We start from the raw sequence: 12832 nt of genomic DNA on the forward strand, positions 1-12832 counted from the left end.
CGGGTTTCCCGACCGTGAAAATCAACCAAGCACCGACAAGACATTACCCCTACCCTCAATTTTTGACGATCGCATTAACTAGCTCCAGATTGGTTTCGCTCAGTTCGGCTCCGCTCAGTGAGCGAAGCCGAACTGAAATACCCACTAATTAGTCTCTAGATTTCCGCTCCGCTCACTGAGCGAAGCCGAAGTGAAATACCCACTAATTAGTCTCTAGCTCTATGCCGCAGAATCAGTTCTAAATCTATGCTTTAATGCTGACTTTAACATTCGGCGATACAAAGTAATCACCGCGATCGTCAACGCCAATTTGTCCGAGCGATTCATCACCTGTAATTAGTCTCGCACCGCGTTTGCGCGTGAAATAACTCCAAGTCCACTGAATGAATACCACTAATTTACTATCGAATTCAATTAGATAATAAATATGAACGAATACCCAAATCAACCAGGCAAAAAACCCGGACATTTTCACCTTACCGAAATCGGCTACCGCCGAATGTCTGCCAATTACCGATAAACTACCCGCATCGTAATATTCAAAAGCTGCTAAACTTTCCCCAACGAGTCGCCGCTCGATTAAATCTGCGACATATTTACCTTCTTGTGTCGCGACGGGTGCGACTCCCGCTAGCGGCTTGCCATCTGGCTTGGTAAAGTTTGCCAAATCGCCAATGACAAACACTTGAGGATAGTCTTTAATACTTAAATTCGACTGTACCATTACTCGCCCGACTCGATCGAGTTCGACTCCGGTATGTGCGGCTAATATGGTACCCATTACTGATGCTTTAACACCCGCAGCCCACAACACGGTTCGAGCTGCTACTTGCTCGGTATTCTCGCCCTGACGGATGGTAACGACGTTATCTTCGATATTTGTCACTAATGCCTTTGTCTGCACCTTCACGCCCAATTTAACCAGCGATGCTTCGGCTTTGGCTGATAGTTCGGGTGGATAGGGTGGCAAAACTCGATCCATCCCTTCAACGAGAATAACTTTAGCTTCGGCGGTGTCGATATTACGGAAGTCTTTTTTGAGCGTACTATATGCTAGTTCGGCAATCGCACCAGCTAATTCTACTCCAGTCGGGCCGCCGCCAACGATCGCAAAAGTCAGCCAAGCGCGGCGTTTTTCAAGATCGGTTTCTTTCTCAGCGGCTTCAAACGCCATAAAAATCCGGCGACGCATTTCGAGGGCATCTTCGACAGTCTTCAAGCCAGGAGCGGTGGGTGCCCATTGCTCGTTCCCAAAATAGTGATGGCTGACACCTGTCGCTACAATCAGGGTGTCGTAGTTTATCTCGCCCTTATTCAAAAAAACTCTCTGCTGGTGAGGATCGATATCTCGCACCTCGCCCATAATTACCTTAGTATTCTGCTGCTTATTGAGGATCGATCGTAATGGGGAGGAAATGTCCGCAGGCGATAAACCCCCCGTGGCTACTTGATAGAGCAGTGGTTGGAACAGATGAAAATTCCGTTTGTCGATTAGCGTTACTTGGACGTTCGCTTTCCCTAGCGACAGCGCGGCGTGAAGCCCACCAAACCCACCGCCAATAATTACGACATGATGCAGCGATTGGTTCTCAACGTTATTTGTCACGATCGGGTATCCTCAATTCAATCTTAGATGGTAATTATACCCATCAACTCACCCGATCGGTGATATCGATGATGCTTACATTATAGTCTAATGTAGTTCAGAGAAATAGCAAGAAAGTAGAGCGGGTGAAATTAAAACTACAAGTATCCATTAATATTAACACGATCGTCAGGCAAAAGTTATCGCTCAAAAATGATATAAAAATGAGCGTTTGTAAGGATTTAACTAAATCGCGTTAAGATTTCTAGTGTCGATCGAATTAAAGCTGCGACCTCAAATAGCAGTGCCAAACTACAAGGATTGAAACACATTTCAATGTTAGAAGCATTTACCGCTGCCCTGTCACTAATTACTGCTTCAGAAATCGGCGATAAAACATTTTTCATGGCAGTAATTCTGGCTAGCCGCTATCCCCGTAAGCCTGTATTCATAGGCGTAGTGGTAGCTCTAGCCGCAATGACAATCCTATCAGTCTGGATTGGGGAACTGCTCGTAGTATTACCCCGATTAGTCAGCAAATATTTACCACCCAGTCTGGAATTTTTAAACCATGTTTCGATCGATCGACTTGCTGCATTACTATTCCTGATCTTTGGTATTAAGCTGCTCTATTCAGCACGCCAGATGTCAGCGCAAACAGATGTAGAAGTAATGGCAGAAGCCGAAGCAGCAATTAAAGATGGCGAACGCAAGTTTCAACAACGAAACACGACTTGGAAAATATTTGTAGAAAGTTGTGTATTGACATTTATAGCAGAATGGGGCGATCGCACTCAATTTGCGACAATCACCTTAGCGGCATCTAAAGATGCGATCGGGGTGATGTTAGGTGGTATTGTCGGTCATACAATTTGCGCGCTAATTGCCGTCATTGGCGGTCGCGCGATCGCCAGTCATATTTCCGAGCGAACGATTACAATCATTGGGGGACTATTATTTATCTTGCTGGCGATCGTTACACTCCTTACTGGTAGATAATAACTCGCGATTTACGCTATTTCAAATATTCAGTCCATTGCGATCGCACCTCTGGCGAACCATACCAAATTCCCGCAGCACGAGGCGAATGTTTGACCCCTGCGATCGTAATATTTACCGCACCTGCTAAATGTGCCGCTTCGATTGGGGTAATGCCATCACCCCAAGTATTACCGATGCCGCAAGTCTGTTGATAGCTACTATAAGCCAACCATTGACCGAGCTTTTTTTCGCCATAGATCGATTTACCTGCCACGCAAATGTACTCCAAATCTGGATACATTGCCCCAGGGTAATTATTATTAACAAAATCGAGATTCTTTCGCGTCCAGCGTTCGCCGCTAAGATGTGGAGTACCGAGCGTAATTAGAGTCGCAATTTTAGATTTGGCATCCCATAATTTTGCCGATTCGGTAACATCGCCATGAATTGTATACGGAATTTCGCCTAAATAGATCCGACTAATCCAACCGCCTGCCGAATGTCCGATTAGGTTAATTTGGGTCGCTTGGTGATTAGTTAAAGCTTCGTTAATAGTGCGATCGAGCTGTCGTAAAATTGGTATCATCGATCGACCGCCAAGCGTCGGGAGCCAATCGCGTTTGCGGAGCGGTACTGTCGTCGTTGGCGTACCGAGTGCGGTTAGTGCTTGTTGTAGGGGCAGATAAACATCAGCACTTTCGAGATAGCCAGGTAAAATAACGGTAGGTAGCATTAAGTTAGTTGAAAGTTAAGTTTTTACACTCCCAATCTTCGCTATCTAAAATAGAGAATTCTGTCAGCTCTGGATCTGTTAAAAAATCATTAGCAGTTGCAGCGATAGATGCTTTGAGATATTGATGCCGCTCTGCAATTGGAAGCTGGGCAAGTTGTTGTAGAGATAATGCCGATGCTATTTCCGAAGTAGATTTCTGGCGGAGAAATTCAGTAAAGTTTAAGACTTCTTGCTGTTGAGTGGGTGATAGTTGTCTTAACTTACTGAGGATAATTTGCTCGTATTCAATTGTAGTTTGCATAATTAGCTTTTCATGCTGGTTAAGCTGAGAATTAGCGGTCGATCTGAAATTAGTTTCAGATCGACCGCTAAAATAACATAACTTAGTTGTCCGATTATCGATCGACAGAACCCATAATAATATCGACACTACCCAGAATTGTCACGATATCCGCGACTTTTACACCGCGTAAAAGGTGGGGGACAATTTGGACATTATTAAAGTCAGCAGCGCGAATTTTCCACCGCCAGGGGAAGATGTGATCTTCACCGATAATAAAGATGCCTAATTCGCCTTTACCACTTTCGACCCGGACGTAATGTTCGCCTTTGGGAATCTTAAATGTTGGGGCGACTTTCTTACTTATGTATTGATAATCCATCGCATCCCACTCAGATTTTGGCCCAGCGGCGAGGCGTTTAGCTTCGAGGTTTTCGTAAGCACCGCCTGGTAAAGCAGCGATAGCTTGGCGGAGAATCTTTACCGACTCTCGCATCTCGCGAATCCGCACGAAATAGCGTGCTAGACAATCGCCAGCCGTTTCATATTGAACATCCCAATCGAAATCGTCGTAGCACTCATACTTATCGACCTTCCGCAGATCCCACTTTACGCCAGAACCGCGCAGCATCGGGCCGGATAAACCCCAGTTAATTGCTTCCTCGCGGCTAATCGTACCGACTCCTTCTACCCGACGGCGGAAGATGGGATTATTGGTAATTAACTTTTCATACTCGTCCACTTTTGGCATGAAGTAATCGCAGAAGTCCAGACATTTATCGATCCAACCATATGGTAAATCGACAGCTACCCCACCGATCCGGAAATAGTTATTATTTACCATCCGATAACCTGTCGCGGCTTCCCACAGATCGTAAATCAGCTCCCGTTCGCGAAAGATATAGAAGAACGGAGTCTGCGCGCCAACATCCGCCATAAATGGGCCGAGCCAGAGCAGATGGTTAGCGATCCGATTGAGTTCGAGCATAATCACCCGAATATGGCTGGCACGTTTGGGAACCGCAATATTCGCCAATTTCTCGACCGCATTAACGGTAATGGCTTCGTTAAACATCCCCGCTGCGTAGTCCCAGCGGCTGACGTAGGGCACGAACATCAGATTGGTACGGTTTTCGGCAATTTTTTCCATACCGCGATGCAGATAGCCAATTACGGGTTCGCAATCGACGACATCTTCACCGTCGAGAGTGACAATCAACCGCATGACCCCGTGCATTGATGGGTGGTGCGGCCCCATATTCAGCACCATCGGTTCGGTTCTAGTTTCGAGTTGTGCCATATTCTCTACTTGCGCTCGCGCTCTGAAATGAACTTGTAATAATTACTCTTTGCTGCCAAGAGTGGCGGAGCATCCACATCTGCCACAAATAACTCTATTTAATATTATAGAGGTTTGAAGTCGATCGGTATTGGTTTAAATTGGATATTGGCGGGGGGACTGGGAGACGGGGGGACTGGGAAATAAGTTTACGCCCATCTCCCAACTCCCATCGTGATAACATCACAAAGGTAGAAGATTAACTTATAAGATAGGAAAACTTTGGGGATGAGCGCGTTACAAGCACTAATTTTTGATGTTGATGGTACTTTAGCCGATACCGAACGCGATGGTCATCGAGTGGCATTCAACCAAGCATTTGCCCATGCTGGGTTAGACTGGGATTGGTCGATCGAGCTATATGGGAAATTATTGGCGGTAACGGGTGGCAAAGAGCGGATGCGCTTTTATTTAGATACTTATCGCCCTGAAATTCAAATGACAGATAGTACCATTGCCGATCTCCACAAGGCAAAAAACCAATACTACGCGCAACTATTAGCCGATGGGAGAATTCCCCTGCGTCCGGGAGTCAAACGGCTATTAGATGCGGCGCGTGCTGCTAATTTACGACTGGCGATTTCTACTACTACCACGCCTGCAAATGTCTTCGCGTTGTTAACCGGAAATATCGACGCTAACTGGTTTGAAGTCATTGCTGCTGGCGATATCGTTCCTAAGAAAAAACCCGCCTCAGATATTTACGATTACGTACTGGAGCAAATGAAATTACCTGCTTCAGCTTGTCTCGCATTTGAAGATTCTGAAAATGGGTTAATTTCGGCGATGGATGCTGGCATTGAAACGATCGTGACGATTAATGATTACACGCAAGATCATAATTTCGATCGCGCTAAATTAGTATTATCCGATCTTGGCGAACCCGATCGTCCTTGTCAAGTTATTCGCGGTAATACTTACGGTTCTAGCTGTGTGGATTTACCCTTGTTGGCAAAGTTAGCCGAGTAAGTGTACTTACGTCTCATCTTAAAACATAGTTAATAGTGTTTTAGTCGATAGCGAAAAGCTCGCGCCCCAGGAACACACTTTTCGCTTTCGACTTCTTGCACTGAGCGAAGCCGTTCGCGAAGCGTCTCGAAGAGAAGTGTCAACTTTCAACTTTCTAAGAGCTGAGTCGAGCTGTGTAGACTTGATGAATTGTTGTAGCCATCCACCAAATTAATACAACTAAACCTAAACTGCGCCGAAAGTAAGTTACACCTTGGGTTAACTCGCCTAACGACCAGACCAGTAAAGAACTAGAGGCTAAAATGCCTAATCCTACATTAATATTGCCAGTGGGATAAGCTAATTTAGCTAAAGTAGCTATCAGCCAAACAATAATCGGTAAATTCGGCATCTGAGCGATGACGATTTCGCCATTAGCATCTCGGAAAAATCTGTCAAAAAAGTTGCTATCCATTGGTACTTAGGGTAAAAGATAGATAATTAATTGAAAATTGCTATTTCACAAAAGTCCACTCGATCGATTCAATTGGTGCGTGTTGTAAGGCTGTGACCAATTCTTCATTACTGTCAAATTTTATCTGAGTTAGATAAGATGCATCGATTCGCAGCTTAAATTCTGTAACTGTAAACGGCCACGGTTTGACGGTAAGTGTCTTGTCACCACGTTGTATCAGATCGTGTCGTTCGCCTGTCGGCCCTGTGGCAATTTCGAGCCATCGTTCGCGATCGGGAATCTGACGTTGACATAAAATTAACGATAAGCGATCGCAACACTGCATCATGTCGTAAGCTTTTTGGGCATCAGATTTGGATATCTTTAAGCTGTTGCGCCAAGCTGTTTGCAGTTCGATTTGTTTATCCAAAAACTCATCGAGTTCGGGCAATTCACCCCGCCGTCCCTCACTCAGGAAACTCATGTGCATGGAGACGAGTAGTGCTACCCATCGTCCGCGATAGAGGGCGTTTTCTACATGCTCGTACAGTGGCGGCACCTCGATCTTCTCGCCCAAGGTAAAGTCAAAGGGGGCACCAGCTTTGGTCAAATGGTCGCCTTGCCATTCGCGCTCTAGGTCGTCATGATGGGCAATTGCCGCGATTGTTTCTACTAAATGGGCGGTATCGTCGGGTGTCTGCCAATGCCCAGCCACTTGGGCAGCTAAAAGGGCATGAGCGCGATGATAAATAATTTCCCAGCCATTGTCAGTCAGGTTCACAATCATGCGTTTGCGTGTGAATTGTAATATTTACATGACGCGGCTCGATCGCAATCCGGTGTGGTTAGCTGCTACCGCAAATACGATCTAGCCTAAAACCTAACATCTAAAGCCTAAAGCCTAATTAGCATGTTGGGCTTTGCCAGCTTCATTCAGATCGTGTTCGGTCTTGAGTCGATCCACGACATTATAGGCATCAGCGGTTGGGGGTGCGGCATCTTCTTGAATGCCTTCAGTGGGGCCGCCAATCTCGTGCCAAGCATCCAGACCGCCTATAATATGAGTTACTGCTTCAAAGCCAGCCACTCTGAGCATTTGGGCGGCGTTATGCGCTAGCTCGTCAGATTCAGCGTAAATGTAGATATCGTGCTGGGGTTGGAGTGTAGACTTCATCTCGTCGAGCTGCGCCATCGGCATTGAGATCGCCCCAGTGATGCGTCCTTGGTTGAAGGCTTCATGTTCGCGGATATCTATAATCGAGAGAGCTGGTTCGCCCCACTCTAGCCGCTTTTTGAGGTCGTAGGCAGTTGATTCTTCTTGGAGAATGACTGGTGTGGGTGTCAGATTGCCTAAAGCATCTTGCACGCCTTCAACAAGATCGTGTAAACTTGCCATGCTGCGGTTACCTAAATTTTGAAACTACTTTTATAGCATCACAAAATTAGTCCAAAACTACCTCTGTCGAAAGGTAGAACAATTATAAATGCCGTAAGTTCGATCGGATTTTTCACCATCTGTGAATATATCTTTGGTTGACTAGATCTCTCATTAGACAGAGACAATTGCATGACAACTTCTTCTAAGATGTTTACTTTAATTCAGGATTAGAGCAAAATAGGTCGCATACGTACTATTTACCATCCATTGACGATCGAAACCAACCCGATGATTAACTATCGATTAATATCCAGATGTTTCATTCTAAATATCTCAAGCACGTCGAGCCAGTGGAAACCGATCGAGCCATCGCCGACGAGCCAAACGAAAGCCTAGCGACGATCCCACTAGCGGCAGAATTATTAGTAGTACCGCCACCCGCGATTCGATCGCCCAGACGGCGACGTTGGACTTGGTTATTTATCCCGCTCTTATTACTCGGTGGTTTGGGCTTGAGTTTTCGCTGGTGGCAAGCCAGCCAAGCCAAGACCATCGGCGGACAAGCTAGTGGTGCGGCTGGCGCGCCCAAGAAACCGATGGCAGTTGCGGTCAATATTGCGACTGTAGCGACAAATACCGTCCAAGATAGTAATGTATTTATCGGGATCTTGGAATCACCACGATTTGTGACTATCAAGCCGCAGGTAGAAGGACGCATCAACCAACTTTATGTCAAAGAAGGCGATATCGTCAAACAGGGACAGCCGATTGTCGGACTGCAAAGCGATGATGCCCAAGCCTTACTCCAGCAGCGTCAGGCAGCATTACAACAAGCTAATGCCAATCTCGGACTACTCAAAGCTGGTACTCGCCCCGAACAAGTCGCTCAAGCTAGAGCCACCCTAGCTCAAGCTCAATCCAAGCTCACAGATGCCCAATCGGGATCGGAACTCGAAGCCATCGCCCAAGCCGAAGCCCAAATCATCTCAGCAAAATCGGCACTCACTCTCGCCCAATCGCGAGCTAGTCGCTATGCCCAACTAGCCAAGCAGGGCGCGGTGTCTCAAGACTCGTATGCTGGCTATGTCAACGAGCAAAGCAACGCTGCTGCCTTGCTGGTAGTAGCGCAACGCAAATTAGACCAACTCCGCCAAACTAGGACGGCAGACATTAACTCCTTCTCCGCAACAGTCAATCAACAGCAACAAAACTTACAGCAACAGCTCAACGGTTCGCGCCCTCAAGAAATCGCCCAGGCGCAATCGCAAGTAAGTCAAGCTGCCGCCCAAGTGCGATCGGCTCAAGTTCAACTCCAATATGCCAAAGTGCTAGCTCCGTTTACCGGAATTGTCGGCAATATCCCACTCAAGATCGGCGATTATGCTGCCAAAGGCGATACTATAACCACCCTCACCAAAAACGACTCCTTCGACCTTAATTTATCGATTCCATTAGATCGCGCCAAACAGTTGCGTGCGGGGCTACCAGTGGAGCTGTTAGATGCCGCTGGTAAATCGATCGCGATCGGCAAGGTTAGCTTTATCGCCCCTAATGCGACGGCTGATTCTCAGACGATTCTGGCAAAAGCTAGTTTTGCCAATAACGGGCAATTGCTCAATCGTCAGTCAGTTCAAGCCAAAGTTATCTGGGATCGTCGATCGGGTATTTTGATTCCCGTAACTGCCGTATCGCGGTTGGGCGGTAAAACTTTTGTATTTGTCGCCGAAACCAAGCAACCAGATCGCGATGGTAAAACTGGGTTGAGTGCAATTCAAAAGCCTGTAGAGTTAGGTGCGATCGAAGGTAACAATTATCAGGTAATTAAGGGTTTGAAACCAGGTGAAAAGATCGTGACTTCGGGGTTATTGAGTCTCACGAATGGGGTACCGATCGTCGCAGCAACTCCCGCAGGAAATACGCCGCAAATAGCTCCATAGATGGGTTTGGGTATCCCCTGTCTTGAAAAGGTGCTCTACTTGCGGCGCACTTTTCGCTATTCCCTAATCCCGATTAATTGCTGAACGATAATTGCAAACGCCTTACCGCGATGACTGATACTGCGTTTGGCTTCTTTAGACATTTGGGCGAAAGTGAGTCGCTCGGAGGGGATATAAAAAATCGGATCGTAGCCAAATCCATCGATACCTTGCGGTGCGGCGAGAATTTCGCCCCGACAAATGCCTTCAGCTTTGGCGGCGATCGATCCGTTGGGGCGGGCTACGGCAACAGCACAGACAAATTGTGCCTGTCGTTGGCTGGGTTCGGGAAAATCGCGCAGTTCGTGTAAGATCCGATCGATTCGTTCTTTGTCGCTATTGGCATACCGCGCTGAAAAGATTCCCGGCGCACCATTGAGTGCATCCACTTGCAATCCTGAATCATCGGCGATCGCCCAAGCATTCAACGCGATCGCCACCTCAGAGGCTTTGAGACATGCGTTACCCATAAATGTGTCTTCCGTCTCATCTACGTCTAATTCCGCTGGTTTGAGGCTCAGTTCCCACTCGCTATCGCTTAGATATGCTTGCATTTCTCGCAATTTACCAGGGTTGCTAGTGGCTACGATTAGTTTTGTCATGAGGTATTAGGCTTTAGGGATTAGGGATTAGGTTTTAGGAGATACTGAATAAAAATAGCTCTAAAAAAAGTTGTACTGTTATTTTTGCAGCAGGAAGTGTAATTCGAGCGATTATTTACCATAAATCCCCAACTCCTAACTTTTAACTATCATCCCACTAACACCTAGAACCTAAAACCTAAAACCTAAAACCTAAAAAGATTGTGAGCTATTTGAGAAAATTTTATCGTTATACGGTAACGGCGATCGGCTTGTTACCGATTTTGGCTGGTGCTGCACCTGTTTTGGCGGCGTTTCCGCGTCCGACACAGAGTCAAAATGGGATGGTGACATCGGCGCATCCGCTGGCGACGCAGGCGGGAGTATTAATGCTCCAGCAAGGTGGAAATGCGATCGATGCGGCGGTCGCGACGACGTTGGCGATTTCGGTGGTAGAGCCATTTTCGGCGGGAATTGGCGGTGGGGGGTTTGCGATCGTTAAGGTGGGCAATAATATTGAGACGTTAGATTTTCGGGAACGCGCGCCTAAAGCAGCATCGAGAAATATGTATCTAGACGCACAGGGTAAAGTCCGCCCAAATGCTAGTCTGGAAGGACATTTGGCGGCGGGAATACCGGGGACGATCGCCGGTTTGGCTGCCGTCCATCAGAAGTATGGTAAGTTGCCCTGGCGGACGGTAGTAGCACCTTCGATTAAGCTAGCGCGTCAGGGATTTACAGTCAGCGAACTGTATACTAAGCAGGCACAATCGAAGCAAAAACTTTTAGCGAGTAACCTCGCCGCACGGCAGATTTTTACGCGCAATGGCAAACCATTACAGCCAGGGGAACGGCTGGTACAGAGAGATTTAGCCCAGACATTAATTGCGATCGCCCGCAATCCTCGCAACTTTTACACCGGATCGATCGCACAGGCAATCGATCGCGATATGCGCCAGAACAAAGGCTTAATTACCGTTGCAGATCTTAAATCGTACCAACCCAAGTGGCGCGCAGCTCTGTGTGGCAAATTTCGCCAGTACAACGTCTGTTCGATGGCTCCACCATCCTCTGGGGGCGTTCATTTAGTCCAGATCTTAAATACGATCGGCAGTACCGATTTAGCCGCTTTAGGTTGGCATAGTCCCGATGCACTCCACTTATTAATTGAATCGATGCGGATTGCGTATGCAGATCGATCGCAGCATCTGGGCGATCCTGATTTTACCAATGTCCCCGTCTCAGCGTTAATAAATCCAGCCTACGCCGCCAAACGCCGCCAGGAAATTCAGCCAGATAAAGCGCGGCTCTCGACAACCGTAAAACCCGCCACCACCGAGTTATTGCAGCCATTCCTCCGCACCGAAGCACTCCCCACAAGCGATTCGCGCCGACAATTACCAACCGCTCCAGCTCCCAGATCCGAATCGATGGAAACCAGCCACCTGAATGTTGTTGACAGCCAGCGAAATGTAGTCAGCCTGACATTTACCGTCAATTACCGCTTTGGTGCGGGAGTTGTAGTACCAGGAACGGGAATTTTATTAAACGACGAGATGGATGATTTTGCGATCGCACCCGGAGTTCCCAACGTATTCGGCTTAGTCGGCGGCGAAAAAAATTCGATCTTGCCAGGAAAAACCCCACTATCGAGTATGACACCAACGATCGTGACCGAAAATGGTAAATTCCGCCTCGCGATCGGTGCACCAGGCGGGAGTACGATTATCACTACCGTGTTGCAAATCTTACTCAACGTATTGGAATACAAAATGGATGTCGGCTCGGCGGTAGCTGCGGGCAGAATTCACCATCAATGGCTCCCAGATAAAGTAAATGTCGATCCGTGGGGCTTCGATGCGGCTACCCTGGCTGAATTGCGCCGTCGGGGACATGCGATCGAACCTCGTGAATACTGGGGAAATGCCAACGCGATCGAACAATTACCCAATGGGCAACTCTCAGGAGCCGCAGATCCGCGCGGGGAAGGAACTGCTGGCGGATTGTAGCAGGGGATGTGGGTGTTTTATGCGCCTAGCAAGATAAGTAAATCTGCTGGGCGAACATCTAATTAAAATCACCTCAAAATTCGCAGTCAATTCGCAGTCAATTTAGGGAATCGCCACGATCGAGTACAAATAAAAGCTAGGTGTTGTACGGTGACTAATTAAGTGACGTGATGACAAATTAGTGTCGTTATCTTTAAACCTTACTCTGTCTAGTTTACAAGCTTATTTTATCATAAACTCCTCATCTGCTTGAAGACAGATTAATTGTCGCTTCTTGGGATTATGACATTTTAAGTGTCGCATCATATTTCGGAAACGGATCGAAGGGGTGACAGATTAATTGTCATCTTTTTCAATGTTCGTTATAATAACATTGTGTGTTTATAAGTTATTAATGTTTATAAAACTCAATGATAGAAACAGAAAAGCAAGCGACTAGCGATGATGGTTCCCGTGAATCACCATCAATGGAAACCACCACAGAGCAACAAACGATCGTCTCTGAATTAAGTCCAGAAGGGCAACTCAAGCTCGAAGTGATCCAAAGCCTGCTAGAACCATGCGATCG

The 12832-nt window shown here is 47.0% G+C and carries 12 protein-coding genes; 4 read left to right on the top strand and 8 right to left on the bottom strand.

Annotated elements, in window-relative coordinates; translation table 11 throughout:
• Positions 1 to 244: 244 nt before the first annotated feature.
• Positions 245 to 1606 carry an NAD(P)/FAD-dependent oxidoreductase gene (locus Q0R35_RS15055; protein ID WP_295619999.1) on the bottom strand — a complete coding sequence of 454 codons (1362 nt, stop codon included), beginning with the start codon at positions 1604 to 1606 and terminating at the stop codon, positions 245 to 247.
• 315 nt (positions 1607 to 1921) lie between these two features.
• On the opposite strand from Q0R35_RS15055, the gene Q0R35_RS15060 reads away from it, so the two are divergent.
• A complete protein-coding gene (locus tag Q0R35_RS15060; protein ID WP_295620002.1) occupies positions 1922 to 2584 on the top strand; it encodes a TMEM165/GDT1 family protein in 663 nt (220 codons plus the stop codon).
• Between the two features lie 16 nt (positions 2585 to 2600).
• On the opposite strand, the gene Q0R35_RS15065 is transcribed toward Q0R35_RS15060, so the two are convergent.
• The 3 genes from Q0R35_RS15065 to Q0R35_RS15075 form a co-directional block, all read right to left on the bottom strand.
• Positions 2601 to 3299 carry a lipase gene (locus Q0R35_RS15065; protein WP_295620005.1) on the bottom strand — a complete coding sequence of 233 codons (699 nt, stop codon included), beginning with the start codon at positions 3297 to 3299 and terminating at the stop codon, positions 2601 to 2603.
• A gap of 4 nt (positions 3300 to 3303) precedes the next feature.
• Positions 3304 to 3600, bottom strand: a complete 297-nt coding sequence (locus Q0R35_RS15070; RefSeq protein ID WP_295620007.1) for a DUF2281 domain-containing protein — start codon at positions 3598 to 3600, stop codon at positions 3304 to 3306.
• Between the two features lie 94 nt (positions 3601 to 3694).
• A complete protein-coding gene (locus Q0R35_RS15075; RefSeq protein WP_295620011.1) occupies positions 3695 to 4879 on the bottom strand; it encodes an NAD(P)H-quinone oxidoreductase subunit H in 1185 nt (394 codons plus the stop codon).
• A gap of 267 nt (positions 4880 to 5146) precedes the next feature.
• Between Q0R35_RS15075 and Q0R35_RS15080 the strand changes: the two genes are divergently transcribed.
• Entirely contained in the window at positions 5147 to 5887 is a 741-nt protein-coding gene (locus Q0R35_RS15080; protein WP_295620014.1) for an HAD-IA family hydrolase, read from the top strand.
• A gap of 154 nt (positions 5888 to 6041) precedes the next feature.
• Here the strand turns inward: Q0R35_RS15080 and Q0R35_RS15085 are convergent, their stop codons facing one another.
• The 3 genes from Q0R35_RS15085 to Q0R35_RS15095 form a co-directional block, all read right to left on the bottom strand.
• Entirely contained in the window at positions 6042 to 6341 is a 300-nt protein-coding gene (locus Q0R35_RS15085; RefSeq protein ID WP_295620017.1) for a hypothetical protein, read from the bottom strand.
• Between the two features lie 40 nt (positions 6342 to 6381).
• Positions 6382 to 7107, bottom strand: a complete 726-nt coding sequence (locus tag Q0R35_RS15090) for a DUF3891 family protein (RefSeq protein WP_295620020.1) — start codon at positions 7105 to 7107, stop codon at positions 6382 to 6384.
• 114 nt (positions 7108 to 7221) lie between these two features.
• Positions 7222 to 7716: a rhodanese-like domain-containing protein gene (locus Q0R35_RS15095; protein WP_295620023.1), complete on the bottom strand. Its 495-nt coding sequence runs from the start codon at positions 7714 to 7716 to the stop codon at positions 7222 to 7224.
• Positions 7717 to 8012: 296 nt separating this feature from the next.
• Between Q0R35_RS15095 and Q0R35_RS15100 the strand changes: the two genes are divergently transcribed.
• Positions 8013 to 9635 (top strand): efflux RND transporter periplasmic adaptor subunit, encoded by a 1623-nt coding sequence (locus Q0R35_RS15100; protein ID WP_295620026.1) that lies wholly within the window; start codon positions 8013 to 8015, stop codon positions 9633 to 9635.
• Positions 9636 to 9691: 56 nt separating this feature from the next.
• Here the strand turns inward: Q0R35_RS15100 and rdgB are convergent, their stop codons facing one another.
• Positions 9692 to 10276, bottom strand: coding sequence for an RdgB/HAM1 family non-canonical purine NTP pyrophosphatase (gene rdgB / locus Q0R35_RS15105; RefSeq protein WP_295620029.1), 585 nt, complete (start codon positions 10274 to 10276; stop codon positions 9692 to 9694).
• A gap of 263 nt (positions 10277 to 10539) precedes the next feature.
• On the opposite strand from rdgB, the gene ggt reads away from it, so the two are divergent.
• A complete protein-coding gene (gene ggt, locus Q0R35_RS15110; RefSeq protein ID WP_366944907.1) occupies positions 10540 to 12264 on the top strand; it encodes a gamma-glutamyltransferase in 1725 nt (574 codons plus the stop codon).
• The last annotated feature ends 568 nt before the right edge of the window (positions 12265 to 12832 follow it).

Origin of the sequence: Chamaesiphon sp. GL140_3_metabinner_50 (assembly GCF_025361915.1) — a bacterium.
Taxonomy (GTDB): Bacteria; Cyanobacteriota; Cyanobacteriia; order Cyanobacteriales; family Chamaesiphonaceae; genus Chamaesiphon.